The 26808-nt window shown below is 60.8% G+C and carries 24 protein-coding genes; 13 read left to right on the plus strand and 11 right to left on the minus strand.

Annotated elements, in window-relative coordinates; genetic code table 11:
* The first annotated feature begins 41 nt into the window (after positions 1 to 41).
* From ACTIE1_RS06870 to ACTIE1_RS06880, 3 genes are read left to right on the plus strand one after another with little or no spacing between them, the layout of a single operon-like run.
* A complete protein-coding gene (locus ACTIE1_RS06870) occupies positions 42 to 329 on the plus strand; it encodes a sarcosine oxidase subunit delta (RefSeq protein ID WP_439560992.1) in 288 nt (95 codons plus the stop codon).
* Positions 326 to 3277 (plus strand): sarcosine oxidase subunit alpha family protein, encoded by a 2952-nt coding sequence (locus ACTIE1_RS06875; RefSeq protein ID WP_439560991.1) that lies wholly within the window; start codon positions 326 to 328, stop codon positions 3275 to 3277. Before ACTIE1_RS06870 ends, ACTIE1_RS06875 begins: the two co-directional genes overlap by 4 nt.
* Complete coding sequence (locus tag ACTIE1_RS06880; protein WP_439560990.1) at positions 3270 to 3839, plus strand: sarcosine oxidase subunit gamma; 570 nt, start codon at positions 3270 to 3272, stop codon at positions 3837 to 3839. Before ACTIE1_RS06875 ends, ACTIE1_RS06880 begins: the two co-directional genes overlap by 8 nt.
* Before the next feature lie 7 nt (positions 3840 to 3846).
* On the opposite strand, the gene ACTIE1_RS06885 is transcribed toward ACTIE1_RS06880, so the two are convergent.
* Entirely contained in the window at positions 3847 to 4875 is a 1029-nt protein-coding gene (locus ACTIE1_RS06885) for a GlxA family transcriptional regulator (RefSeq protein ID WP_439560989.1), read from the minus strand.
* A gap of 68 nt (positions 4876 to 4943) precedes the next feature.
* On the opposite strand from ACTIE1_RS06885, the gene ACTIE1_RS06890 reads away from it, so the two are divergent.
* Positions 4944 to 5606, plus strand: coding sequence for a helix-turn-helix domain-containing protein (locus ACTIE1_RS06890; RefSeq protein WP_439560988.1), 663 nt, complete (start codon positions 4944 to 4946; stop codon positions 5604 to 5606).
* Position 5607: 1 nt separating this feature from the next.
* On the opposite strand, the gene ACTIE1_RS06895 is transcribed toward ACTIE1_RS06890, so the two are convergent.
* From ACTIE1_RS06895 to ACTIE1_RS06910, 4 genes are read right to left on the minus strand one after another with little or no spacing between them, the layout of a single operon-like run.
* Positions 5608 to 6675 carry a heme-dependent oxidative N-demethylase family protein gene (locus tag ACTIE1_RS06895; RefSeq protein WP_439560987.1) on the minus strand — a complete coding sequence of 356 codons (1068 nt, stop codon included), beginning with the start codon at positions 6673 to 6675 and terminating at the stop codon, positions 5608 to 5610.
* Between the two features lie 12 nt (positions 6676 to 6687).
* The gene (locus ACTIE1_RS06900) at positions 6688 to 7653 is read right to left on the minus strand and encodes a PDR/VanB family oxidoreductase (RefSeq protein ID WP_439560986.1); all 966 of its coding nucleotides are present in this window, start codon (positions 7651 to 7653) and stop codon (positions 6688 to 6690) included.
* Positions 7650 to 8276: a dimethylamine monooxygenase subunit DmmA family protein gene (locus ACTIE1_RS06905; RefSeq protein WP_439561186.1), complete on the minus strand. Its 627-nt coding sequence runs from the start codon at positions 8274 to 8276 to the stop codon at positions 7650 to 7652. Before ACTIE1_RS06905 ends, ACTIE1_RS06900 begins: the two co-directional genes overlap by 4 nt.
* Before the next feature lie 52 nt (positions 8277 to 8328).
* Positions 8329 to 9465 carry an aminomethyltransferase family protein gene (locus ACTIE1_RS06910; protein WP_439560985.1) on the minus strand — a complete coding sequence of 379 codons (1137 nt, stop codon included), beginning with the start codon at positions 9463 to 9465 and terminating at the stop codon, positions 8329 to 8331.
* Between the two features lie 453 nt (positions 9466 to 9918).
* On the opposite strand from ACTIE1_RS06910, the gene ACTIE1_RS06915 reads away from it, so the two are divergent.
* From ACTIE1_RS06915 to glnT, 4 genes are all read left to right on the plus strand, one after another.
* Complete coding sequence (locus ACTIE1_RS06915) at positions 9919 to 10815, plus strand: class II glutamine amidotransferase (RefSeq protein WP_439560984.1); 897 nt, start codon at positions 9919 to 9921, stop codon at positions 10813 to 10815.
* A gap of 2 nt (positions 10816 to 10817) precedes the next feature.
* Positions 10818 to 11501 carry a protein GlxC gene (locus ACTIE1_RS06920; RefSeq protein WP_439560983.1) on the plus strand — a complete coding sequence of 228 codons (684 nt, stop codon included), beginning with the start codon at positions 10818 to 10820 and terminating at the stop codon, positions 11499 to 11501.
* Positions 11502 to 11506: 5 nt separating this feature from the next.
* On the plus strand, positions 11507 to 12856 hold the full coding sequence (locus ACTIE1_RS06925; protein WP_439560982.1) for an FMN-binding glutamate synthase family protein: 1350 nt from the start codon (positions 11507 to 11509) through the stop codon (positions 12854 to 12856).
* Between the two features lie 75 nt (positions 12857 to 12931).
* Positions 12932 to 14263, plus strand: coding sequence for a type III glutamate--ammonia ligase (gene glnT, locus ACTIE1_RS06930; RefSeq protein ID WP_439560981.1), 1332 nt, complete (start codon positions 12932 to 12934; stop codon positions 14261 to 14263).
* 87 nt (positions 14264 to 14350) lie between these two features.
* Here glnT and ACTIE1_RS06935 read toward each other — a convergent pair whose 3' ends face one another.
* Together ACTIE1_RS06935 and ACTIE1_RS06940 are read right to left on the minus strand one after the other, a co-directional pair.
* Positions 14351 to 16720, minus strand: a complete 2370-nt coding sequence (locus ACTIE1_RS06935) for a DUF1989 domain-containing protein (protein ID WP_439560980.1) — start codon at positions 16718 to 16720, stop codon at positions 14351 to 14353.
* A 276-nt stretch (positions 16721 to 16996) separates the two neighbouring features.
* Positions 16997 to 17464, minus strand: coding sequence for a hypothetical protein (locus tag ACTIE1_RS06940; RefSeq protein ID WP_439560979.1), 468 nt, complete (start codon positions 17462 to 17464; stop codon positions 16997 to 16999).
* A gap of 204 nt (positions 17465 to 17668) precedes the next feature.
* On the opposite strand from ACTIE1_RS06940, the gene ACTIE1_RS06945 reads away from it, so the two are divergent.
* The 3 genes from ACTIE1_RS06945 to fabD all read left to right on the plus strand — a co-directional run bounded on the left by ACTIE1_RS06945 (position 17669) and on the right by fabD (position 19989).
* Positions 17669 to 18094 (plus strand): SufE family protein, encoded by a 426-nt coding sequence (locus tag ACTIE1_RS06945; RefSeq protein ID WP_439560978.1) that lies wholly within the window; start codon positions 17669 to 17671, stop codon positions 18092 to 18094.
* Positions 18091 to 18912: a sulfite exporter TauE/SafE family protein gene (locus ACTIE1_RS06950; RefSeq protein WP_439560977.1), complete on the plus strand. Its 822-nt coding sequence runs from the start codon at positions 18091 to 18093 to the stop codon at positions 18910 to 18912. Before ACTIE1_RS06945 ends, ACTIE1_RS06950 begins: the two co-directional genes overlap by 4 nt.
* Before the next feature lie 147 nt (positions 18913 to 19059).
* Entirely contained in the window at positions 19060 to 19989 is a 930-nt protein-coding gene (fabD, locus tag ACTIE1_RS06955) for an ACP S-malonyltransferase (RefSeq protein WP_439560976.1), read from the plus strand.
* A gap of 218 nt (positions 19990 to 20207) precedes the next feature.
* Here the strand turns inward: fabD and ACTIE1_RS06960 are convergent, their stop codons facing one another.
* Both ACTIE1_RS06960 and hemB read right to left on the minus strand, forming a co-directional pair.
* Entirely contained in the window at positions 20208 to 20765 is a 558-nt protein-coding gene (locus tag ACTIE1_RS06960; protein ID WP_439560975.1) for a YSC84-related protein, read from the minus strand.
* A gap of 160 nt (positions 20766 to 20925) precedes the next feature.
* Positions 20926 to 21918 carry a porphobilinogen synthase gene (hemB, locus tag ACTIE1_RS06965; protein ID WP_439560974.1) on the minus strand — a complete coding sequence of 331 codons (993 nt, stop codon included), beginning with the start codon at positions 21916 to 21918 and terminating at the stop codon, positions 20926 to 20928.
* Between the two features lie 207 nt (positions 21919 to 22125).
* Between hemB and dusA the strand changes: the two genes are divergently transcribed.
* The gene (gene dusA, locus ACTIE1_RS06970; protein ID WP_439563315.1) at positions 22126 to 23136 is read left to right on the plus strand and encodes a tRNA dihydrouridine(20/20a) synthase DusA; all 1011 of its coding nucleotides are present in this window, start codon (positions 22126 to 22128) and stop codon (positions 23134 to 23136) included.
* A 128-nt stretch (positions 23137 to 23264) separates the two neighbouring features.
* On the opposite strand, the gene ACTIE1_RS06975 is transcribed toward dusA, so the two are convergent.
* Positions 23265 to 23615 (minus strand): DUF6477 family protein, encoded by a 351-nt coding sequence (locus tag ACTIE1_RS06975; RefSeq protein ID WP_439560972.1) that lies wholly within the window; start codon positions 23613 to 23615, stop codon positions 23265 to 23267.
* 193 nt (positions 23616 to 23808) lie between these two features.
* On the opposite strand from ACTIE1_RS06975, the gene ACTIE1_RS06980 reads away from it, so the two are divergent.
* On the plus strand, positions 23809 to 24888 hold the full coding sequence (locus ACTIE1_RS06980) for a DUF6456 domain-containing protein (protein ID WP_439560971.1): 1080 nt from the start codon (positions 23809 to 23811) through the stop codon (positions 24886 to 24888).
* A 48-nt stretch (positions 24889 to 24936) separates the two neighbouring features.
* Here ACTIE1_RS06980 and ACTIE1_RS06985 read toward each other — a convergent pair whose 3' ends face one another.
* Entirely contained in the window at positions 24937 to 26787 is a 1851-nt protein-coding gene (locus ACTIE1_RS06985; RefSeq protein ID WP_439560970.1) for an ABC-F family ATP-binding cassette domain-containing protein, read from the minus strand.
* Between the last annotated feature and the right edge of the window lie 21 nt (positions 26788 to 26808).

Here is a 26808-nt window from a genome sequence, read left to right on the forward strand (position 1 = left end):
ACCACGGCCCCGTTCCGGGCCACCCGCCACAGGGGGCGCGCATGATCATCAACCACCCGCTTCTTGGCCCCTGCGACGCACAGGAATTCACCTATCTGGGCGATGCGCGTCTGATTGACCGCCCCGACGGCATGGCAGAAGGCGCGGAAGATGCGTTTTTCGACTATGCCTATCTGCGTGACAATCCGGCGGGGCAACACCGTGAATTATGGTTTCACGAAGCCGGGGACCGCAGCTGGCTGGTCGTCACGCGCAACACGGTGACCCATGAAATCATATCTGTGGAACTGGCGCGCGATGTGGCGCGCAAACAGGGGCGCGGCGCATGAACAGGCTATCTTCCGGCGGCCAGATCGACCGCACAACACGGCTGCGCTTCACCTTTGACGGGCATCCCTATTATGGCCATGCGGGCGACACGCTGGCCTCTGCGCTTCTGGCCAACGGGGTGCGACTGATGGGGCGGTCGTTCAAATATCACCGTCCGCGCGGGGTGCTGTCTGCGGGCAGCGAGGAACCCAACGCCTTGGTCCAGCTGCGCAAGGGCGGGCGGCAGGAACCCAATACCCGCGCGACAGTTGCGGAACTGTTCGACGGGTTGGAAGCTGCGTCGCAAAACGCATGGCCCAGCCTGAAACTGGACGCGATGGCCATCAATGACCGTTTGTCAAATTTCCTGACGGCGGGGTTTTATTATAAAACCTTCATGTGGCCTGCGGCGTTTTGGGAAAAACTGTATGAACCCATCATCCGGCGCGCTGCGGGGCTGGGGTCCATCACAACAGACCCCGACCCTGACGGCTATGACAGGGGGTTCTTGCATTGTGAGCTGTTGGTCATCGGGGCAGGGCCTGCGGGTCTGGCGGCGGCCCTGACGGCAGGGCGTGCGGGCGCGCGGGTCATTCTGGCGGATGAGGATTTTCGCATGGGCGGGCGGCTGAATGCCGAAACCCATGCCTTGGGCGCGCAATCCGGCGCGGATTGGGCGGCGGCAACTGTCGCGGAACTGGCCAGCCTGCCCAATGTCCGGTTGCTATCACGCACCACCGTGCTGGGGGCATTCGATCACGGCATCTACGGCGCTGTGGAACGTGTGGCCGACCATCTGGCCGCGCCTGCAGCGGGCAAGCCGCGCCAGATATTGTGGCGCATCTATTCCAAACGGGCGGTTCTGTGCGCAGGCGCAATTGAACGGCCCATAGCCTTCGCCAATAATGACCGCCCCGGTATCATGCTGGCGGGGGCGATGCGCGCCTATGTCAACCGCTGGGCGGTCAGGCCTGCGCAAAGCGTGGCCATCTTCACCAATAACGATGACGGGCACCGCACTGCACGCGACCTGATGGCGCAGGGCGTTGATGTGGCCGCGGTCATTGACACGCGCGCTGATGCACCCGACTGCGGGGGCGTTCAGGTCATTGCGGGCGCGCAAGTGGTGGACACCGCCGGGCGGCTTGGGCTGAAATCCGTCACCGTGCGGCAGGCAAACGGGCAGGAACACCGCCTGCGCATCGGTGCGCTGGGCGTGTCGGGGGGCTGGAACCCGAATGTGGCGCTAAGCAGCCACCAGCGCGGGCGGCCCGAATGGAATGACGCCATTGCGGCCTTCGTGCCGGGGGGCACGCTGCCACAGGGCATGGTCGTCGCGGGCGCGGCCGCTGGCCGGTTCAGCACGCAAGGCGCGCTGGAGACGGGGGCAGGGGCCGCCATACAGGCCCTGTCCGGTCTGGGCAAAGCGGCGCAGGCCCCCGATTTCCCCAAGGCCGAAGACGGGGAAACCCGTATCACGCCATTCTGGCATGTGGGCGGCACGAATGCCCGCGCATGGCTGGATTTCCAGAATGATGTGACCGTGAAGGACGTGACGCTGGCCCATCAGGAAGGGTTCCGCGCGGTCGAGCATCTGAAACGCTACACCACGCTGGGCATGGCCACCGATCAGGGCAAGACCTCGAATATGGGGGGGCTTGCGGTGATGGCCGAACTGACGGGCCAAAGCATTGCGCAAACCGGCACAACCATGTTCCGCCCGCCTTATACGCCGGTGGCCATGGGCGCGCTTGCGGGCCGGTCGGTGGGGCGCGATTTCCGGCCCACGCGCCTGACCCCCAGCCATGCCTGGGCCGTGGAGCAAGGTGCCACATTCGTTGAGGTGGGCTTGTGGTTGCGCGCGCAGTATTTCCCCCGCGCGGGAGAGGCTGACTGGCGCGAAACCGTGGACCGCGAAGTGCGCGCCACGCGCGGCAGTGTGGGCGTGTGCGATGTGACGACGCTGGGCAAGATCGATGTGCAGGGGCGTGACGCGGCCGCGTTCCTGAACCGCATCTATTGCAACGGCTTCGCCAAGCTGGCGGTCGGGCGTGTGCGCTATGGCCTGATGCTGCGCGAAGACGGCATCGCCATGGATGACGGCACCGCCGCGCGTCTGGCAGATGACCATTTCGTTGTCACCACCACAACGGCCAATGCCGTGCCGGTGTTTCGCCATATGGAATTTGCCCGCCAGTGCCTGTGGCCTGACATGGATGTGCAACTGATTTCCACCACTGAGGCATGGGCGCAATTTGCGGTGGCGGGGCCGAATTCGCGTGCGTTGCTGCAAAAGATCGTGGACCCCGAATTCGATCTGTCCAATGACGGTTTCCCCTTCATGGCCTGCGGGGAAATAACAGTTTGCGGCGGGTGCCGTGCGCGGCTGTTCCGCATCTCCTTCTCGGGCGAGCTGGCATACGAGATTGCCGTTCCCACGCGCTACGGTGATGCGCTGATGCGCCGCCTGATGGATGCGGGCCGTGAATTCGATGTCACCCCCTACGGGACCGAGGCATTGGGCGTCATGCGTATTGAAAAAGGCCATGCCGCCGGCAATGAACTAAACGGCCAGACAACGGCGCTGAACCTTGGCATGGGGCGCATGGTCAGCGACAAGAAGGACAGCATCGGTGCGGTGTTGTCGCGCCGCGAAGGGTTGCAGGAAGAAAACGGCCTGCGGCTGGTGGGGTTCATGCCCACGACCCCGCAAGAGCGTGTGATCGCAGGCGCGCATCTGCTGGAAAAAGGGGCAGACCTGCATGCGGCCAATGATTTGGGCTATGTGACTTCTGCCTGCTATTCGCCCACGCTGGACAGCTATATTGCCATCGGTTTTCTGAAGGCGGGCGATGCGCGCCTTGGCGAAGTGATACGCGCGGCATCGCCGCTGACGGGACATGATACCGAAGTGACTGTTGTGTCGCCCCATTTTGTCGACCCAGAAGGAGGACGCCTTCGTGCATGACCTTGCCCCCCTGACCGCGCTGGGGTCCAGCGCGCCACAACGCGCCACCATCGGCCCAGTCACGATAACGGAAAACCCCGACAGGGCGCTGGTGTCGGTGGCCGCGCGTCTGGGTCAGGATGCGCCCTGCATCAAGGCATTGACGGCCGTTCTTGGCACGGCAGCGCCTGATGTGGCGCAATTTGTGCGGGGGCCGGTGCTGGGGGCCTTCTGGACTGCGCCGCAATGCTGGATGGTGGATGGCCCCTATGATCCCGATCACCCGCAGAGCGATCTGGACACCCGATTGAGGGCGGAATTCGGCGACATGGCCAGTGTCACCGACCAAAGCGGGGCCTGGGTGCGCTTTGATCTTCAGGGGGACGGGCTGGACGCGCTGTTTGAACGTCTGTGCAATCTGGACATGGCGCGCGTGACTGACGGGTCTGCGCGGCGCACTGTCATTGACCATCTGGGCTGTTTTGTGCTGCGCCACGGGGGGGGCATCATTGTTTACGGCCCGCGGTCTGCGGCGCAAAGCCTGCATCACGCTTTGGTCACCGCAGCGCGTTCGGCGTTCTGACGCGCTGTCAGGCCGATGGCACCGAACGGTTGTCCTGCACGCGGAACACATTGATCTTGCGGCGGTCCTCCTCTGGGGGCAGGCCGTAGGTTTCGTGATAGCGTTGCCGGAACGGACCGGCCGAGGAATAGCCGATCGCCAGCGCAATCTCTCGCATTGATTTGTTGGAATACATGACCAACTGCCGCGCCGCTGCCAGCCGCAGATTGCGGTAATAGGCCAGCGGGCTTTTGTCCGTCAGCTTTTTGAACAACCGTTCCAGATGGCGCGGCGACACATCGATCTGTTCACAGATATCGGCAATGCTGATCGGGTCTTCCAGATTTTCGGACATGATCTGCACGGCACTGGCTACGGGTTCGGGCATCATATCGGCGGTGGCTGCGGCGCGCAGCGCGGGAATGCGCTGGCGCGTCCCTTCGCCGCGTCCGGGCTGGTGCTGGAACCAGCAGGCCACTTCGGTCATGATTTCCGGCCCAAGTCGCGCCTCAATCAGCATCAGCGACAGATCGAACGCAGCCGCGGCCCCCGACACTGTGACGCGCCGCCCGTCTGTCATGATTACATCATCGGTCATGGCGTGGTCGGGAAATTCATCCGCGAAGGCCGCCGCATAACACCAATGCACCGAACACACGCGGTCTGCCATGACACCCGCGCGCACCAGTGGAAACACCCCGCCACTGACAGCCCCCAGAACCGTGCCGTGCCGTTCCAGCGCACGCAGCGCTGCGTTGCTGCTGCGCGGTGTGTCAAATTGCGCATTGGGCGGGCTTAGCACAACAAGGTAGTCCAGCCCCGTGATTCCGCCCAGACTGGCGGAAGGGTGGAACGCCACCTGCGCGCTGCTCTCGACGGCATCTCCCTGTTCGGATATCAGCGTCCAGCGAAACGCGCGCCGGCCCGCGATTTCATTGGCTGCGCGCAGCGGCTCGATCAGCGATGTCAGGCATGCCATGGGAAATCCCGGAAAGATCAGGAACCCCAGATGCATATTTTCATTTCGGGTTGTCAAATCTATACTCTGATGAAACATGGCGGTCGGGTCCTCGGCCCTTAGCTTGGGTTTTGTTACGTGCCCGGTTCGGCAGTCAAGGAGAAATCATGTTGAAGGATGCACAAGACCGCCCGCGCAAAGAGGTTGCGGCACCCCTGTCGCAGGACCCGCATCTGGTGCGCGAGGAACGCGAAAAGGTGCTGGAAGTCGCCATCGGGCGCGAAGTGCGCGGCTACAGGCACCAGAAGGGTATGACCGTGGCTGATCTGGCGCAGGCCACCGGCCTGTCCATCGGCATGTTGTCCAAGATCGAGAATGGCAACACCTCGCCCTCGTTGACCACGTTGCAGACACTGGCCAATGCCCTGAGCGTGCCGCTGACATCCTTCTTTCGCCGTTTTGAAGAACACCGCGAAGCGGTGCATACCAAAGCGGGCGAAGGGGTCGAGATCGAGCGCGCGGGCACGCGGGCAGGGCACCAATACAACCTGTTGGGGCATATCGGGGTGAATGCCAGCGGGGTTATGGTCGAACCCTATCTGATTACCCTGAGCACCAGCGCCGACATTTTCCCGACCTTCCAGCATGGCGGGATCGAGACGATTTACATGCTGGAAGGTGAATTGCTGTATCGCCACAGCGACCAGCTGTATCATCTGCGCCCCGGCGATACGCTGTTTTTCGACGCGGACGCCCCCCATGGCCCCGAAGGGCTGGAAAAACTGCCTGCGCGCTATCTGTCGATCATCGCCTACCCGCAAAACGGCTGACCTAGTTTTCAAGCGGTGGTTCGGTATCCAGATCAGGCCAGATACCGGCTGATGTGGGTTTGCCGTCATCATATTGCGCCAGATAGTCCAGAATAAGCGGGCGGTTATTGATGAACCCCTTATAGGTGGCCAGCTCGTCAGGCAGATCGCGTATAACACGGTGCAAGCGGCGGCCCCATTTGGGCACGCTTACCAGATCTTCCAGCGCGATCAGATAGCAGCGGATCGGGAAAACCAGCGCGTTGGACCGTGGCAGGCGGTAGAAGGTTTGCAATTCCACCCGCAAATGCTGTTTGCGCCCGATATTTTCCGGCGTCAGCGTCGTTTTCTGCACCCCCCATTTATGGTAGTTTTCAGGGCTTGTATCCAGCAGCGGGTTGACGGTCAGTGTCCAGTTCAACCGTCGCGCGGGGCTGCCTTGCTGGATGTTCAGAAGGAATTTCAGCGCGCGTTTGAACACCCCCATTTCATGGGCGCGCGGCACCGGCGCGTGCCATTCAAAGAAATTCATGCCGATGTCGAAATCCAGTGACCAGTCGGCCTGTGTGGTGACCATGCCCGCATCCATCCACAGGTTATTCTCGCGCTGGTCCAGAACCGCGAAATCCCCCTGACTCTGACGGGTGATGTATTCCATCGGCCCGTAAGGCAGGCTGGCCTCATCCATGAAGGTGAATGTATCGTCGATGCCCAAGGGCTTGTTCACCCAGCGCCATGTGTTCCCATTGCGGTGCAACTCGAACAAGTCGGGGTAATCCTCTGATTTGCTGACCATAATCAATTCCAGCAAGTCCCATCCCGCAAGGGTCATATGCGGCAGGGACTGGCAACGCAGCGGGTCGTCATCCAGCACCAGTGCGCGGTCGCGCATTTCCGAGATGTAGTGTTCATCCACATCGAAGCGCTTCTCAAAGACCGACCCTGCAGGCCCGCCACGATGCTGTTCCATATTGACGGAATACATGTAGCTGTCTTCGTGGAACGGAAAGGGAAAGCGCTTGATCGCCCAATCCGAGTTATGGAAGGTGTAGTCGTCGCGGAAGGTTTCGTCATTGAACTGAATGGTCATGGCAGCCCCCTGTTATCGGTCCAGCACCAGTGTCTTGCCGTCAAACCGGCTGACACAGGGCATGATCTTTTCACCGCTGGCATGTTCGTCATCGTCCAGCCAGTGATCATTGTGCAAAAGCGTGCCGTCATGGCGGATGACGCGGGTTTCACATTGTCCGCAGGCCCCGCCGCGACACATATAAGGCGCGTCCACGCCCGCGCGCTCGATCGCTTCCAGCAGGCTTTCATGTTCGCCCACGGTGACGGTCTTGCCGGATGCGGCCAGTTCCACCGCGAAGGGTTTGCCCGATTGCGGCGCAAGGAATTCTTCATAATGCAGTGCGGTTTCCGGCCAGCCCAGACTGGTGGCAGTGGACAGCACCCAGTCAATCATGCCGCGCGGGCCGCAGACATAGACATGCGTGCCCGCCGGTTGCCCCTTCAGCAGGGTTTCAAGGCCTATGCGTTCGTCCTGATCGTCATGATAGACATGCACATGCGCGGGGTAGCGCGCGGTCAGGTCGCTGGCATAGCTGGCAAGGGCGGCGCTGCGCACCGAATAATGCAGCTCGAACCGTCCCGCGATCCTCTCCAATTGCCGGATTTGCGACAGGAACGGGGTAATGCCGATACCACCCGCAATCATCAGGTGTTTCTTCGCCGTCAGGTCCAGCGGGAACAGGTTGACCGGATAGCTGATCATCATGCGGTCGCCCACCCGCACCTTGTCATGCAGGAAAACCGACCCGCCACGCCCCTGATCGTCGCGCCGCACTGAAATGGCATAGTGGCGCGGGTCCATCGGGTCCGACATCAGGGAATAGGGGTTCAGGCGGGTTTTGCCTGCGTCCTGCATCTCGACCACAGTATGGGCACCGCCCGAAAAATGCGGCAGCTCCTGCCCTTCGGCATGGCGGAATTCAAAACGGGTGACAAGATCGTTCAGCGGCACCTTGGCGGTAACGATGACGGGAATTTTCTGTGTTCCGGAACTCATGAATACAACTCCACCGAAGGGGGGACATTGCCGGGGTCTTCGGCATCGATGCACACCCCCTGAAACGCGGCCAGCCTGCGCGAATAATGGTCGCGCACAAACAGGTTCAGCCCGCAATGACTGCACTGGAACGGGTCTGTCATCACGTCCTCGGTGATACCCTTGCAATGGACGCATTGCACCCTGCGCGCAACAGATCCGCGATGCTCGGTCTGGATGGCGGCAAGGGGAATGCCCGCGCCCAACGCCTCATTCATGGCCTGCCCGATCAGCCCTTCGGTCCCCGCCAGATAGATTTGCGCGCCCATCACTGTGTCCCCCATGACCCTGCGAATGCGTGGAACACTGGCGTCGTAACTGGCCCCGATATGCAGCACTGCCGGTTCTACGGCCCGAAGTCGGGCCACATACCGCGTGCCCGTGTCGCGGGGGATGTAGATGATATGCGCGCCGGCCATCAGCGTGGTATCGGCCTGCGCCAGTTCCAATAGCGCCTCGGCCCCTTCGGCATCGGCAATCATCAGATGCTGCCTGCCCTTGCGCGGCGACAGCGTGCCATAGACAGGGCGGCTGGGGATGGAGGGGGGGAAGGTGAACCTGCTCATCTGGCGATCACTCCTGATACTATGCGGAAAAAAGGCGCGGCCCCGTATGGGTGCCGCGCCCTGTCATATGTCAGCCCTTCGCGGTGCGACGCTTCTTGTCGGGGTCATAGAACGGCATGGAATGCGCAACGCAGGGAATGTCACCGCCTGCATTCTGCACCACCATTGGCGTGCCATCGACCGCGCAATCCACCGGCATACGGGCAATGCCCACATTGTGCTTGTTCAGGGACGAATACACGCCAACGGTGACAACCCCGACCTGCTTGCCATCCTTCAACAGGGGGGCGCCTTCGTCGGCAGGGGTCGTGCCCTCCAGCTTCACGCCGTAGATCTTGAAGCGCTCCTTGCCTTGCAGGCGGTAATGCTCCTCTGCGCCGCGAAAGCCGGTCTTGCCCTTGGATACGGTGAAATCAAGGCCAAGCTCCCACAATGTATCGCCGCCTTTCTCATTCTCGAACGGGTATTGGTCGGAATTGTCATAGGGATAGAACAGCAGATAGCTTTCTGCACGCAGCAGGTCCAGCGTGGTAAAACGCGTGGGGATAATGCCCATGGGCGCGCCCTTGTCGGCCAGCGCATCCCAGATATCGGCGGCGTCTTGTGCACGGCAGAAAATCTCGTACCCGCGCTCGCCGGTGTAGCCCGTGCGCGAAATCATCACCGGCTTGTCCCACAGCATTGTCTGCGTATGGGCGAAATAGGCCAGATCACGGATGCCCGGAACGCCCTGCGCTTCCAGAAAATCCACGGCCAGCGGACCTTGCAAGGATATATCGTGCAGATTGTCGTCAAAGCGGATGTCCACATCACGCCCCATCGCGGCCATGGTCAGTTGCTCATGTCCAGCGCCCGCGCCATGCACGACCATATAGGAGTTCGGGCCAGTGCGATAGATCACGCAATCATCAATGAACTTGCCGTCATCATTCAGCATGGTCGCATAGGAACTGCGCCCCGGCTTGATCTTGTCGGCATAGCGTGTGGTCGCACGGTCAATGACATGGAACGCATGCGGTCCCACCACATGCACCTTTTTCAGGCCAGACACGTCCATGAAACCGGCCTTGGTGCGGATGGCCAGATATTCCTGTTCCTGATCCTTGTCATAGCTCCATGCCGTGCCCATGCCGGACCAGTCCTCAAGTGCTGATCCAAGGGCGCGGTGACGGCTGGCAAGCGCCGAGAATCGCCACGATGTTGTCATTTCCAATCTCCCTATCTGGTTCCGTATTGGTTTTTACTGGTCTGCGCGTGGTTGATGCGGTGCATGTGGCCAGTATTTGCTTTTGGGCATAGTTGGCCAAAACGTAGCTTCAAAATCAACACAAAAAGAAAAATATTTTACTGTAGTGCAATTTATTTCGCCGACAGCGCTATTTGCTTGCGCATGGTGGTTTGAAAACGGGCAGTGACAGGGTACCAATTTGGCGCGATTTGGGGAATCTGGTCCGAATCGATATGTTCTGATCCCTGCGATCCGGATGTCGCTGCGCAGCGATTTGCATGGTTCTGCCCGCAGGTTGCGGTTGAGACAGGGCCGGAATGCATGAAATTTCAGCGCTGACGTAACTGAAAGGAAAAATATTTTCTTACCAGTTGATTCCGCCGAAGGCAGTTGATAGCGTTCGTGCAAGCGCAATTTGCAAGGAAATGGGTAATGTGCGGAATAGTTGGGCTGTTTCTGAAAGACAGGTCGCTGGAGCCACGTCTTGGGGCCATGCTGACAGATATGCTGGTAACAATGACGGATCGCGGCCCCGATAGTGCCGGGATCGCGATTTACGGATCAGGGCAAACGGGGCAGGCGAAGCTGACCGTCCAGTCGGACAACGCAGATACGGATTTTGCCACGCTGGCCGATGAATTGGGCCATATGCTGGGGGCCAGTGTCACGCTGCGCCGCGCTGATACACATGCGGTGCTGACCCTGCCAGCCGCACAGGCACAAGCCGCGCGCGATGTGCTGGCCACATTGCGCCCCGATCTGCGCATCATGAGTGATGGACAGAATATCGAGATTTACAAGGAAGTTGGCCTGCCGCGCGATGTTGCCGCGCGCTTTGACGTGGCGTCCATGTCGGGCAGTCACGGCATCGGGCATACGCGCATGGCGACCGAGTCCGCCGTGACGACCCAAGGTGCGCACCCGTTTTCAACCGGCGCGGACCAATGCCTTGTGCATAACGGGTCATTGTCCAACCACAATAACCTGCGCCGCACCCTGAAGCGTGCAGGCGTGCGCATCGACAGCCAGAATGACACCGAAGTGGGCGCAGCCTATGTGACGTGGAAAATGCAGCAAGGCGCCACCCTGGGCGAGGCGCTGGAAGGCACGCTGGAAGATCTTGACGGTTTCTTCACCTTTGTCGTCGGCACCAAGGACGGGTTTGGCGTCGTGCGTGACCCGATTGCGTGCAAGCCAGCAGTCATGGCCGAAACCGATCAGTATGTGGCCTTCGGGTCCGAATATCGCGCGCTGGTCAACCTGCCGGGCATTGAGGATGCGCGCGTTTGGGAACCCGAACCCGCCACTGTTTATTTCTGGAGCCACTGATCATGCAAACTATTGATCTTGCAAACCAACCCCTGCGTGAACTGAACAGCACGCTTCAGGCGCAGACGGCGCAAACCAACGCCACCGCGTGGGAAGTGCTGAACCCGCGCGGCGCACATGCCATTGCGGTGGGTCTGGATGCCCCCATCGAGGTGACGGTGCGCGGTGTTACCGGATATTACTGCGCAGGCATGAACAAACAGGCGCATATCCATGTCACAGGGTCTGTCGGACCGGGGGTTGCGGAAAACATGATGTCCGGCACCGTTATGATTGATGGTGATGCAAGCCAGTATGCAGGCGCCACAGGGCGCGGCGGGTTGCTGGTGATCAAGGGCAATGCCTCATCACGTTGCGGGATTTCCATGAAAGGTATTGATATCGTGGTGCATGGCAATGTGGGCCATATGTCGGCCTTCATGGCGCAGGCGGGCAATCTTGTGGTGTGCGGCGATGCGGGCGATGCGCTGGGCGATTCCATCTATGAAGCGCGCCTGTTTGTGCGCGGGTCCGTCAAAAGCCTTGGGGCGGATTGCATCGAGAAGGAAATGCGCCCCGAGCATCTGGAAATCCTGCGCGACCTGCTGGAGCGCGCGGGCGCGGATGCCAAGCCAGAGGAATTCCGCCGCTACGGGTCCGCGCGGAAACTTTATAATTTTGATGTCGATAATGCGGCTGCATATTGAAGGATATGACAATGAAAGATCATGACACCCGCATTCCCCAGACGGTGCCCATCCAGTCGGCCACGTTTTCCAACCCCATCAATGCCGAAATCCGCCGCGCGGCGGCAACGGGCATCTATGACATTCGCGGGGGCGGCGCAAAACGCAAGGTGCCGCATTTTGACGACCTGCTGTTTCTGGGCGCGTCCATCAGCCGCTACCCGCTGGAAGGCTACCGCGAGAAATGCGACACCCGCGTGACCCTTGGCACGCGCTTTGCGAAGAAACCTATCGAGCTGGAGATTCCCGTCACCATCGCAGGCATGAGTTTTGGCGCGCTGTCGGCGCAGGCCAAGGAAGCGCTGGGGCGCGGTGCATCCGCGGCGGGCACATCGACCACCACCGGCGATGGCGGCATGACACCCGAAGAACGCGGCCATTCCAGCAAGCTGGTTTATCAATATCTGCCATCGCGCTATGGCATGAACCCCGACGACCTACGCCGCGCCGATGCGATTGAAATCGTCGTGGGGCAGGGCGCGAAACCGGGCGGCGGCGGCATGTTGCTGGGCCAGAAGATTTCCGACCGTGTGGCCGAAATGCGCACCCTGCCCAAGGGGATCGACCAGCGGTCGGCCTGCAGGCACCCCGACTGGACAGGGCCGGATGATCTGGAAATCAAAATTCTGGAACTGCGTGAAATCACCGGCTGGCAGGTGCCCATCTATGTCAAGGTCGGCGGCACACGACCCTATTATGATACCGCGCTGGCGGTCAAGGCGGGCGCGGATGTTGTGGTCCTTGACGGCATGCAGGGCGGTACCGCCGCCACGCAGGATGTGTTCATCGAACATGTGGGCCTGCCGACACTGGCCTGTATCCGGCCTGCCGTGCGCGCCTTGCAGGATCTTGGCATGCACCGCGAGGTGCAGCTGGTTGTCTCGGGCGGGATCCGGACCGGCGCGGATGTGGCCAAAGCGCTGGCGTTGGGCGCGGATGCGGTGGCCATCGGCACGGCGGCATTGATTGCGCTGGGCGACAATGACCCCAAATGGGAAGCCGAGTATCAGAAACTGGGCACCACCACGGGCGCCTATGATGACTGGCATGAAGGGCGCGATCCGGCGGGCATTACCACGCAAGACCCCGAACTTGCCGCACGCCTTGACCCCATCGAGGCCGGCCGCCGGTTGCGCAATTACCTGAAAGTCATGACGCTGGAGGCGCAGACCATCGCGCGCGCCTGCGGGCATAACCACTTGCACAATCTGGAACCCGAAGACCTGTGCGCGCTGACGATGGAGGCCGCCGCCATGGCGCAGGTGCCGCTGGCGGGCACGGACTGGTATCCCGGCAAACCGGGGGCTGGGTATTGAAATTTGGCGCGGGTCGGACGGGGTCCGGTCCGCGCAGTCACTTAAAAAACACGCGACCAACAGGGACAGGACAGCATGACACAAGATCTTGCAAAATTCGCGGCAGAACGCGGCGTCAAATACTTCATGATTTCGTTCACCGACCTTTTCGGGGGGCAGCGGGCGAAACTGGTGCCCGCACAGGCCATTGCCGATATGCAGGTTGATGGCGCGGGCTTTGCGGGGTTTGCCACATGGCTGGACCTGACTCCGGCCCACCCCGATATGCTGGCCGTGCCCGACCCGTCATCGGTCATTCAACTGCCATGGCAACCGGATGTGGCATGGGTGGCGGCAAACTGTGTCATGGAAGGGCAGGATGTGGCGCAGGCCCCGCGCAATGTGCTGCGCCGCCTGATTGATGACGCCGCCAGCGAAGGGTTGCATGTCAAGACGGGCATTGAGGCCGAGTTCTTCCTGCTGACGCCTGCAGGGGACCAGATTTCAGACCCGTTCGATACCGCTGCCAAACCCTGCTATGACCAGCAGGCGGTGATGCGCCGTTATGATGTGGTGCGCGAAATCTGTGATTACATGCTGGATCTGGGCTGGGGCCCGTATCAGACCGACCATGAGGATGCCAATGGCCAGTTTGAAATGAACTGGGAATTTGACGATGTTCTGGCCACGGCTGACAAGCACAGCTTTTTCAAGTTCATGACCAAATCTGTCGCGGAAAAGCACGGATACCGCGCGACATTCATGCCCAAACCCATCGAGGGGCTGACCGGCAACGGGTGTCATGTTCATATCTCGGTCTGGGATGGCAAGGGCAAGGATGCGAAAACCAATGTTTTCGCCAGCGACAAGGGCCACGGCCAGACCGGAGAGGTCGGCTTGTCCGACAAGGGGCGCGCGTTTCTTGGCGGGATCATGAAACACGCATCTGCCTTGGCAGCGATCACCAACCCCACAGTGAACAGCTATAAGCGCATTAATGCACCGCGCACCATTTCAGGGGCCACATGGGCACCCAATTCGGTGACATGGACGGGCAACAACCGCACCCATATGGTGCGCGTGCCCGGACCGGGGCGGTTTGAACTGCGCCTGCCCGACGGGGCCGTGAACCCCTATCTGTTGCAGGCGGTTGTTATTGCGGCGGGACTTAGCGGGATACGCACCAATGCCGATCCCGGCAAGCGCTGGGATATTGACATGTATGCCGAAGGCCACAAGGTCGAAGGGGCACCCAAGCTGCCGCTGAACATGCTGGACGCGCTGCGCGCCTATGAAGCGGACGAGGAATTCATGAAGATGATGGGAACAGAATTTTCCAGCGCCTATCTGAAGCTGAAAAAGCAGGAATGGAACTCCTTCGTGTCGCATTTCAGCCGTTGGGAACGCGAACACACGCTTGATATCTGAGGAAGTACCACAGGCACAACGTCAGGCACTGTTTTAGGTATGATTGCGGGCTGCCATGTGCGGCCCGCAATCCTTTTGAAATGCCTGTTATGATCGCGGGCGTTCCTTCTTCGGGTCATAATGTGCAAATGGCACAATGCGGGCGGGCAGGCGTTTTTGATGCCCGTCCAGTTTGCCAATCTCGACCGCAGTGTCCAGATCCGCATGGGCAACGTCCAGCCGCGCAAGGGCTATGTTCTTGCCCAGAAGTGGCGAGCGCATGGAAGATGTGACCTCGCCCACCTGTGCGCGCCCGACATGCACAGGGTCGCCATGCCCGACATCCACATTGCTGTCGATATCCAGACCGACCAGTTTGCGCATCGGGTTTTCCTTGCGCCGGATCAGCGCATCGCGGCCAATGAAATCATCTGTTTTCGATTTCAGCGGCACGGTAAACCCGATGCCCGCCTCGAACGGGTCGGTCTGGTCGCTGAAATCATAGCCTGCGAAAATCAACCCCGCCTCTATGCGGACCATATCCAGCGCATCCAGCCCGAAAGGTTGCAGGCCGTGATCCTGCCCTGCGTCCCAGATCGCATCGAACACGGCCGCACAATCCTTGGGGTGGCACATGACCTCATAGCCCAGTTCACCCGTATAGCCGGTGCGCGACACCACAATCGGCACGCCGTCCGCCCCATGCAGCCGCGCAGGCGTGAAGCGGAACCAGCCCAACTGGTCAAATGTCGGGCGGTGCGGTGCGGTCCAGACAATCTTGCGCAGCAAATCGCGGCTTTCAGGCCCTTGCACCGCGACATTATGCAACTGGTCGGTCGAGGACCGCACAAGAACATTCAGTCCCAGTTTCGCGGCCTGTTCGCGAATCCATTCGCCGCCATAATCATTGCCGCCGATCCAGCGGAAATTGTCGCGCCCCAGCCGGAACAGCGTGCCGTCATCGATCATACCGCCATGAGGGTAGCACATGGCCGTATAGACAACGCCCCCTTCCGACAGTTTCTTGACATCACGGGTGAAAATATACTGGCACAACGCTTCCGCATCAGGCCCCGTAATCTCGAATTTGCGCAAGGGCGACAGGTCCATGATCACGGCGCGCTCGCGGCAGGACCAATATTCCGCAACCGCGCCGGTATTCGCAAAGGAACTGGCCAGCCAGTAGCCGTTATATTCAATAAAATTGCCTGTCAGTTTGGCAAAGCTGGCGTGAAAGCCGGTTTCCTTGGTCATCTTTGGCTCCGAATCGGGGGTGGCGCGCATGGCAATGGCGCGCTGGAAGGTTTCCTTGCCGCTGTAGGTGCGGATGTGAATATCCGTCGGGTTCCAGCCATTGGCGGGCGTCGTGTCATCGGGGCAGGCGGAACTGACGCAGACCAGATCTGTCAGCGCGCGCAGCAGCACATAATCACCGGGGCGCGACCATGGTTCATCGGCATACAGGACGCCGTGTTCATCAAGTCCCGTGTTGAAGAAGAAATTGATCGCCATCCAGCCGGGGCGCGGGGCCGCCCCATAAGGCGCAAGGGCCGCGTTGAAATTATCCGTGCAATTCACATGGCCGGGATAGCCGATATCGTCGTAGTATTTGGCGGCACAGGCCATGGCAAACGCATCATGGCGCCCGCAGGTGTCCTGCACCACCTCGACCAGCGGTTCCATGTCCTGATCGTAGTATTTCGCGTGCAGCCCCGGCATGGGATAGGCGTGCCCCATCAGCGTACGGGTGGTGGTGACATCCAGCGGGTGCTGTGTACCACGATCCAGCTTGCGCGCGGAAAAGCACTGGAAATCCGTGCATTGGCGGCCATCAACATCAATGATCTGGATATAATCGCCCGCCTTGACGAAATACGCCTGCGCGGTGGCGGAATATACCCGAATCTCGGCCGTGGGGTCGGCAAGCGGCGTGGGCAGTTCAAACCGTATATGCGGGCTCACGGTCGCGCGTGTTACCATCACGGTCAGGGGCGTGGCGGTGTCCTGCGCGTCCGGCGCCATTGCGCCCGCAGGCGCGGCAATCACGACAACACCATCACGGCTTACGCGAAAATCCTGCTGTGTTCCGGCAGGGGTCTGGCTGTCGAACAGGCGCACAGTGCCAGCTTGGGCAAGGTCGATCTTGCGCGCCTCCAGTCCCATGCGCAGCCCGCGCAACGATGACAGGTCGCAGGCCAGCAGCGCCTTCAGTCCGGTCCCGTCCGCATTCGCGCTGGCACCTATGAGGCCTGCGTCGATCCGGCCCTTGTTGTCAGCGGCCAGTATTTCACAAACCTGCCCCCCTTCGTCGTTGCGCAGGTTCAGGCGGTCACCCGCGCGCACAGGGATCAGGGCCGCGCCAGCGCCCGCAACGCAGTAGCGTTCAGTGCCCGGCGGCAGGGTAAATGCCTTGGGGGTCAGAATGGCACTGGGGCGCGGCGGGCCAGGGCGGACGGCGGGATATGGGGTGTCCAGCATGTTGCACCTTTCACGGATGTTGCCTTACCGGAATAAAATTTAACTAACAGAGTATTTGGCTTGAGTGCATATGGCAAGCATTCTTGTGCAGGATATTCAAACAAGCTGCATCCGGCCTGCTGCCGCGCGGCAAAAACCAGCGCCCGCGCAGATGGCTGTCGGGCAGGCCTTGCACCAGAAGCGGGGCCAAGCAGGCGGTCCCACGGCAAAAGAACCGGCCCGACGGCGATACCCGTGTCGGACCGGCTTTGGGCCGGATGCATAAGATGTCGTCGCTTAGCGGCGGACTTCACGCTGGTTTTGTGCGCCGCGCACGACGATACGCCGCACACCTTCCAGACGCCGGTTGGACAGTTTCACACCGGCAGTTACCGTGCGCGAGGCTTCTGTTCCCGTCCCGCTTGCAGACATGGGGCTGGCCAGCACGAATTCATAGATCAGCGCGCCATCGACGGGGCGTTCGTCATTGATGGGGCGCAATTCCACATCCCACCAGCCTTGGGTCGCTGTCACGCCGCTGGCATGGACAACCGCCCCTTCCGGTGTGCGCAGCACTTCAACCTCGGTCACCACAGGGACCAGGGCGCGCCGGTCCACTGTCGTGCCCCAGCCGCTGGCCGGAACAAGGGTTTCCGTCGACTGGCTGCCGAACCAGTTCCGGGGGTTCAGACGCGACTCGCGCATCGTTCCGCAGGCCGACAGGACCAGTACCAAAACAAGCGACGCAAGAATGGGCTTTTGCATGACTGGTCCTTTTGACACTTTGACAATACTTGTGCTTTGCAGGGCTTTGTTACGGGTTAGCCTAATTCAAGCGCTTTGAAAAGTGCCCCTGAACCAAAGCATGCGCAGCAAAGCGATGATGTCGACAATTATATGCCCGATCAGGCTGGACCTCGGTCGTCTTGCGCCTTAGGTCTGGGGCCAGTTCCAGCCAAGAGGCCAGCCATGGCAAGTCCTGCATTCGAAGATATCGCCGAGACATTTGATTTTCTGGACGATTGGGAAGATCGCTATCGCCATGTGATCGACCTTGGCCGCGCCATGCCCGCCCTTGATGATGCGCTGAAAACGCCTGCAACCCGCGTTGAAGGATGCGCCAGTCAGGTCTGGATACAACCGATGCTGGACGGTGACGGGCCGCAAGCGAAATTCGATTTCATGGGTGACAGCGATGCGATGATCGTGCGCGGCCTGATAGCGGTGCTGCACGCGCTGTATGCGGGTCAGACCGTGGCGGATGTCCTGAAGATTGACGCACAGGCCGAACTGGCGCGGCTGGGGCTGGATGAACATTTGTCGTCGCAGCGCTCGAACGGGGTGCGGGCCATGGTGGGGCGCATCCGCGCCGTCGCCACCGAGGTGGCGGGATGATCGCCGATCCGGTGCTGCTGATGCAGTTGACCGCGCTGCTGGTCGCCATTGGCGCCTTCGCGGGGATCGTTGCGGGGTTGCTGGGCGTGGGCGGCGGGATCGTTCTGGTGCCCGCGTTCTTCTATCTGTTCACTGCGCTGGGATATGGCGGTGCACAGGTGATGCAGGTGTGTCTGGCAACATCGCTTGCCACAATCATCGTCACCTCTGCGCGGTCGGTCCAAAGCCATAACAAGCGCGGCGCTGTGGAATGGCCCATTTTGCGCGGTTGGGCGCTGGGCATCGCGATTGGTGCCATTATCGGGGTGCTGACGGCGGCACTGCTGCGTTCGGTGGTGTTGCAGGGCATATTCGGCGTGCTTGGTGTGCTGATCGGGCTGTGGTTTGCATTCGGGCGCGCGGATTTCCGGCTGGGCGATCGCATGCCAACCGGCCCGCTGAAGGGGGTCATTTCCAGCACGATCGGTTTCCTGTCGGTGCTTATGGGCATTGGCGGCGGGTCGTTCGGGGTGCCCTTGATGACACTTTATGGTGTGCCCATTCATCGCGCCGTGGCCACCGCTGCCGGTTTCGGCATTCTGATTGCAGTGCCGTCGGTGCTGTCCTTCCTGTTTGTGCCAGTCGCGGATGCGCCGCCGCTGACGGTTGGCGCGGTCAACCTGCCTGCCTTCGCCATTGTCGTCGTGATGACGACGATGACAGCCCCCTTGGGTGCCAGACTGGCCCATGCGATGGACCCCAAGCCGTTGAAACTGGTCTTTGCGGTGTTCATCATCCTGATGGCGCTGAACATGCTGCGCAAGGCGCTGGGCTTTTAATCACGCGCATTGGGGGGCTGTCTGCCCCCTGCGGCCCTGTGCGGGCCGCCCCCCCGAGAGTATTTTTGCCAAGATGAAACGGGCCGTGCTTGCGCAATGGACGCGATTGCGGCATGTCTGGCGCAGTTTGTGACCGAGGAGAGCCATATGAGCCGCGCATTCGTTTTTCCGGGGCAGGGTGCCCAGACCATTGGTATGGGGCAGGCATTGGCCGAGGCCTATCCGGCCGCAATGGCCGTATTTCAGGAAGTGGATGAGGCGCTGGGCGAAAAGCTGTCCAGTCTGATCTGGGACGGTGATATTGCCGATCTGACACTGACCGCCAATGCCCAGCCCGCGCTGATGGCCACGTCCCTTGCTGCCCTGCGCGCGATGGAATCCGAGGGGGTTGCCATAACCGATGCGGCCTTTGTTGCGGGGCATTCGCTGGGGGAATATTCCGCGCTGGCGGCCAGCGGGGCGCTGACGATCGCCGATGCCGCGCGGCTGCTGCGTATTCGGGGGCAGGCCATGCAGGCCGCCGTTCCGGTGGGGCAGGGCGCGATGGCTGCCCTTCTGGGGCTGGATTTCGCAACAGTGGTTGATGTTGCCGCCGAAGCGGCGCAAGGGCAGGTCTGTCAGGCCGCCAATGACAATGACCCCGCACAGGTTGTCGTTTCCGGTCATAAGGATGCGGTCGAACGGGCGGTCGAGATTGCCAAGGCGCGTGGCGCACGTCGTGCGATGTTGTTGCCGGTTTCGGCACCCTTCCACTGCGCGTTGATGCAACCTGCCGCAGACCGTATGGCAGAGGCGCTGGCAGATGTCGCGCTGCAAGCGCCCAGAGTTCCCTTGGTTGCCAATGTGCGGGCCGAACCGGTTCAGGACCCCGAAGAGATTCGCAACTTGTTGGTTGCGCAGGTGACCGGGTCGGTCCGGTGGCGCGAGTCGGTCGCATGGATGGCCGAGAATGGCGTGACAGAGTTTTGGGAGATCGGCGCAGGCAAGGCGCTTTCCGGTATGATCAAGCGTATTGCCAAAACAGCGCAGACGCGGAATTTCGGAACACCGCAGGATCTGGCTGATCTGAAAGCCTGAAGAAGTTATTCAAAACCAACAAGATAAGGCAGTTTCTTTATCCTGGGGTTGTTGCGCAATTCTGCAGGCGCAATCCGGCCCGGTGGCGATGTGTCGTCCTATCGCCACTGAATTACCTCTTCGCACTGTGGGGCGGGTTTGTGTCAGAACACAGCGTCCATGCCCGCATATGGCGACTTGCGAACATATGCGGGCAGAGACAGATGGGTGTTATCCGATCACGGGATGATACGCGCATAGCGGACGCCAGCGAGTGACGCGCCTGCCAGCATGCCGGATTGCCCGAAAACAACCGCGATGACAGGGGCAAACTGGGTGGTGGTTTCGGCCCCCATGGACCCGCCCTGTGACGGGGTTGCGTAGCGCAGATCGGCACTTGCGGCCCATCCTTCCGACATGCGGAAATCTTGCAGGGCCTGTTCGGTCATGAAAAACAGGGCATGTGCGTATTGCTGTGCGCCAGCTTGCAGCCCGAAGCTGGCCCGCGTGGCGGAATAGTAATCGACTGTCATGTCGTCAATGCGCAGCGCGCCGCGCCCGTAGGCCCCGCCGACGAACAGGCCGGCCTCGGTCACGACAGGAATATACAGGATGCCGCGCGCATTCTGGAACAGCTCATTCAGGGACGGATAGGTGTTGCGCAGAAAGTCGCGGGCGGTGTCCACGCGGGCATCCAGCACATCGGCCCCTTGGCCCCCGACCGGGTTGCCACATGCGGCCAGCAGGGACACGGCACCCGTGCCAAGGATCACGCTTCGGCGGTTGATTTGTTTCATTGCTCTGTTTGCCTTTTGTTCTTGCCCGTCTTGGGCGCCTGTTATCGCGCAGTTGCCCTGCGCCGTATTATGTTCGCGATAATAGGGCGAAAATGGCGGTTTGTCACCAGTTTGCGGCTTGCAAACCTGCATTTGCGCGTAGTCCTGCCTGCCGCTCTGGCTATTGTGACAAGGCTTCGGCCACGCGCGGCGCGAAATAGGTCAGGACCCCGTCGCAGCCAGCGCGTTTGAAGGCCATCAGACTTTCAAGCATAACCTTGTCGCCGTCCAGCCAGCCATTCTGCGCAGCGGCCATCAGCATCGCGTATTCCCCTGAAACCTGATAGGCGAATGTGGGCTGGCCGAACTGGTCCTTGACGGCGCGGCAAATGTCCAGATAGGGCATGCCGGGTTTCACCATGACCATATCCGCGCCTTCTTCCAGATCGCGGGCAACGCAGCGCAGGGCCTCCTCGCGGTTGGCCGGGTTGATCTGATAGGTCGCCTTGTCGCCCACCAGACGCCCTGATGCGCCTACTGCATCGCGGAAGGGGCCATAGAACGCGCTGGCAAATTTTGCAGCATAAGACAGGATGGCCACGTCCTTGTGCCCCTGTGTTTCCAGTGCATGACGCAGGGCGCCGATGCGCCCGTCCATCATGTCCGACGGCCCAAGGATATCGGCACCTGCATCCGCTTGCGCCAGTCCCATCTTGACCAGCGCTTCAACAGTTTCGTCATTGACGATCTCGCCATTCACGACGAACCCGTCATGCCCGTTCGCGTTATAGGGGTCCAGCGCTATGTCGGTCATGACCATCAATTCGGGAAATTCCGCCTTCAGCATTCGGATTGCACGATTGGTCAGGTTCTCGGGGTTCCACGCTTCATCACAGGTTTCGGTGCGCAAGGCTTGATCTGTATAGGGAAACAGGCAAATCGCGGGAATGCCAAGTTTGTGGGCCTTCTCGGCCGCGGGCAACAGCTTGTCCAGCGACAGGCGATCGACGCCGGGCAGGGATGCAATCGGTTCCGCGACAGCGGTGCCATCGCGGATGAAAACCGGCCAGATCAGGTCACGCGGGGACAGTGCGTTTTCCTGCACCATTTCGCGCAAGGCGCGGGTCCGGCGCAGGCGGCGCATGCGGGCGACGGGTATATACGCGGATGTCATTCGGCAAGCCTTCCCTGTGATCTGCCGATGTCGTGCCATGTCAGGCCAGAAAATGGAAGCCCTGCCTGCGCAGATCATCCGCGATTGCGCTGCGGTGGTTTGCCTCAAGCGTATATATCGACTATGTGATGCGTGACAAAACCGCAGGATCACGCGCAGCTCGGCTGGTGGTGTCCGGTGCCCGCAAGGAATGTGAAGATAGACCAGATGCAACTCACTCAACATGCCAGATTATCCGTTGCGCCGATGATGGATTGGACGGACCGGCATTGCAGGTTTTTCCACAGGCTTTTGTCCCGGCATACGCTTTTGTATACCGAAATGGTGACTGCGCCCGCCCTGGTGCGTGGCGGGGCATTGCATTTGCTGCGCCATGATCCGGCAGAACAGCCTGTTGCACTGCAACTTGGCGGGTCGGACGCGGATGAACTTGCGCAGGCGGCCGCGCTTGGCTGGCAGGCCGGATATCGTGAAATCAACCTGAATTGCGGTTGCCCGTCCGACAGGGTGCAGTCGGGCAGTTTCGGCGCGGTGCTGATGGAGCATCCGGCACTTGTGGGTGACATATGTGCGGCAATGATTGCCGCATCCCCCGCCGAGGTGACAGTGAAATGCCGCATTGGCGTGGATGCGCAGGTCCCCGAGGAGATTTTGCCCGCATTTCTGGAAACGCTGTCTCAGGCCGGGGTGCGGCGCGTGATTATCCATGCCCGCAAAGCGTGGTTGCAAGGGTTGTCGCCCAAGGATAACCGCGAAATTCCGCCGCTTGATTACCCGCTTGTGCTGGCGATGAAAGCCGCATTTCCGCAGATGCATATATCGATCAATGGTGGTGTGACATCGCTTGCGCAGGCAGCGGGATTGCTGGACCAGGGACTGGATGGGGTGATGATCGGGCGGGCTGCCTATCAGCGTCCCGCCGATATTCTGCAAGACGCTGATCGCATTGTGTTCGGCGACATGTCAGGGGGGCGTGACCCGTTCGAGGCAGTTCAGGCCATGCGCCCCTATATCCTGCGCGAACTTTCCGAAGGTGTGCGGCTGGCCAGCATAACGCGCCACATGCTGGGGCTGTTCGCGGGCAAGCCGGGTGCGCGTGTCTGGCGCAGAATCCTGTCGGAAAATGCGCATCGTGCAGGGGCCGGCACCGAGGTTCTGGACATGGCGCTTGATGCGGTGAACGCAGCCGCTGTTCCCGAACCGCAGCAACAAAGCTGACGGGCAGGAAGCCGCGCTGTGGCCTCTGTTCGGGCTGGTCTGTATCTGCCCTTATGAAACGCATATGTCGTGCATTGAAAACGCGGTCCTGGAGCGCGTCGCGTTCATTCGTATTCACGCGACACGCTCTAACTTATTGGCTTTGCATATTCGAGAAGCTCAAAACCGGTTCCCACTTTTGAGCAACATGCTGTAAGCCGTGCCATGCGGGATTCGGTCATCAGGGCTGCCATAACCAGAACATGATCTGCCGCGCGCCAGCTTGCCTCGTGCCTGCGCCGGGCCTGATCCATCAGCGCCTCGATCAAGGTCAGGCGTTGCAAGGCGTCGTCAAGCGCGGGCAGGGCTGCCGCCGATGGCAGGCCAAGCAGTTTGGGAAGCATGGTGCCGCGATCATAATCGCCCATGGCATACCGCGCCGCCACAACCAAAAGGCGAGGTCGGATTGTCGTTTCCAGACTGCTGCGCAATGATTTCATTTTAAAACTCCCTTGGCTTCAATGCTGCCATATTGGCACGAAAACCAAGGGTGTTGCGCCAGTGTATTTGGCAGCGTTCGATGCGTTCAGCGGGATTTATTGTTTCAGCGGCATGATCAGGGGCACCCCGATTGTTTAGGAATCGGTAACCAATGCAATCTTAGGTGGTAAGGTGAAAAGGAGCCTGATCCTGATGAGAGCAACGCCTTGCCAGCCTGCACCAGATACTGCGCCAGACCCTGATATGCTGCCCGACTGGGTTCCCGAGGGGGCCAGAGTATACCTGTCGCACACTGCGGGGGGCATGTCCTTGCGTGCCCTTGCACGCAGACGGGGGTGTCATGCGTCCACAATCATGCGGCAGGTGCGCAGGTTTGAAAACCGCCGCGATGATCCGCTTGTCGATGAAGCCCTTAGCCGTCTGGATGCTGTCATGCGCCGCCAGATGCCCAGTATATATCGAAGGGACCCTGTTATGAAGCCTGCCCAACCCCGCCTGAATGCTGTCACCGTGTCCGATTGCGGGGACAATTCTGAAGCGATCGCAGTGCTGCATCATCTGAAAACACCGGGTGCTGTGCTGGTGGTTGCGCCGGATATGCCCAAGGCCGTGGTCATGCTGGAAACTGCCGGTGTTGGCACGACCCGTATTGCCGTGCTTGACAGGGACGTGGCCGAAGTCATGGCGCTGCGCGACTGGATCAGTTGCTCGCGCGCGGGGCGGGTGTCGTGCTACAGCATCACCCCCACCGGCGAGGCGGCCTTGCGCGCGCTGGGGGCAAATGAACCCTATGCCCCCACCAGTGACGACAGCAATGCCGGACGGCGCGTACGCTACGGGCAGGCCGAAAGCCCCATCAGCATTCTTGCACGCCGCCGTGAAAAAAACGGGCAGCTGTTCCTGTCGCCAGAGCTGGTTTGCGCCGCAGAACGGCTGCGAGAGGATTTTGTCATGGCGCAGCTGGATCTGATGCCATTGGAACCGGCAGACAAATTTGTCCTATCGCTTGAGGGGCGCAGGCTGCGCAGCGCGAATATTGCCAAACCCGGAACCCGCGCCGCGCGTCTGCGTGTTCTGGACGTGTTGCGGGATCTGGGGCCGGGATTGGGGGATATCGCCTTGCGGTGCTGCTGCTATCTTGAAGGGGTGGAATCTGCGGAAAACGCGCTGGGATGGTCGGCGCGTTCCGGCAAGATTGTTCTGCGCATCGCGTTGCAGCGGATGCAGCGCCGCTATGACGAAATAGGCAAAGACAATATGATGATTGGCTAAACCGAATGCGGGGCACCGGCATTTTCGGGGCGCGCGGCCCCACACCCGTCATGCGTTCTGTGCCCCGTCCAGCGCTTCCTGTGCTGCCACCCACATGGTTTCAGCGCGGTCCAGCGCGTCCATCACTTCGGCATATTTGCGTTGCCATACACCCAGATCGCCTTCGCGGCCCTGTTCATACAATTCCGTGTCAGCCAGTTTCGTGGCCAGCTTGCTGCGCATGTCTTCCAGCTTCTCGATACGGGCCTCGGCCTTGCGCAATTCGCTGCGCAGGTTTGAAATATCCTCGCGGCTGGCGCGTTTGGGCTTGGGCGCGCTGGGCTTTTCGCGTGCGGGTTTGTCGTCATTGGACAACAGGAAACCGCGATATGTTTCCAGATCCCCCTCATAGGGGGTGACCTTGCCGCCCGATACCAGCCACAGCCGGTCGGCCACCAAGGACAGCAGATGCATGTCATGGCTGACCAGAACAACCGCGCCGGTATAGTGGGTCAGCGCCTCGACCAGGGCCTCGCGCGATTCGATATCAAGGTGGTTCGTGGGTTCGTCCAGAATCAGCATATGCGGCGCATCCAGCGTGGCCAGCAGCAGCGACAGCCGCGCCTTCTGCCCGCCGGACAGCCGCGCAACCACTGTTTCAGCCTGTTCCGCCATCAGCCCGAAACCTGCCAGCCGCGCGCGCAGGCGCGGCGGCGCCTCCGCAGGGCGCATGCGTTGCAGGTGTTGCAGCGGCGTTTCATTCAATTCCAACTCGTCAACCTGATGCTGGGCAAAATAGCCCACGCGCAGCTTGTTGGCGCGTGTCACCTGCCCATTTCCATCCAGCTTGCCCGCCAGCAGTTTCGACAGGGTTGATTTGCCTTCGCCATTGCGCCCCAGCAGGGCAATGCGATCATCCTGATCAATGCGCAGTTCCAGCCCCCGCAGCACAGGCGGGCCACCATAACCCACCGCGACCCCGTCCAGCCGCAAAATGGGCGGCGACAATTCTTCGGGTGCGGGAAAGGTAAAGACATGGCGCGCGGCCTCGGAAGGCGGGGTAATCGGCGTCAGCTTTTCCAGCATTTTCAGCCGCGACTGCGCTTGTTTCGCTTTTGACGCCTTCGCGCGGAAGCGGTCCACGAATTTCTGCATATGCTCGCGCTTGAGCGAGACTTTCTGCGCCTCGGCGGCCAGAACAGCGCGCTGTTCGGCGCGGGTGCGCGCGAATGTGTCGTAACTGCCTGCATAAAGCGTCAGCTTGCGGTCTTCGAGGTGCAGAATATGGCTGACCGCACGGTTCAGCAAACCCCGATCATGGCTGATGATGATGACGGTGTGCGGATATTTCGCCAGATAGCTTTCCAGCCAAAGCGCGCCTTCAAGATCCAGATAGTTGGTCGGTTCATCCAGCAGCAACAGATCGGGTTGCGCAAACAGCACGCCTGCCAGCGCAACGCGCATGCGCCAGCCGCCGGAAAAATCCGAACAGGGGCGCGCTTGGGCTTCTGTGTCGAACCCCAGGCCCTTCAGGATGGAACTTGCACGCCCTTCGGCGGACCATGCGTCAATATCGGCAAGGCGGGTTTGCACGGCGGCAATGCGGGCGGGGTCGGTGGTGGTTTCGGCCTCGGCCATCAGGGCCGCGCGTTCGGTGTCGGCTTGCAGCACTGTTTCCAGCAGCGATGTCGAGGATGACGGCACTTCCTGTGCGACACCCCCGATACGCGCGCGCGATGGCAGCGTGATCGCGCCCCCTTCCAGCGGCAGATCACCACGGATCATGCGAAACAGCGTGGTCTTGCCCGTGCCGTTGCGCCCGACCAGCCCCACCTTGTGGCCTGTGGGAATATTGGCCGAAGCCCCTTCAAACAGGGGCCGACCGTCGATGGAGAATGAAATGTCGTCTATGTGCAGCATGGGCGCGAAGTGCCTGCAAAA

The organism is Roseinatronobacter sp., from assembly GCF_051859525.1.
Classification (GTDB): Bacteria; Pseudomonadota; Alphaproteobacteria; order Rhodobacterales; family Rhodobacteraceae; genus Roseinatronobacter.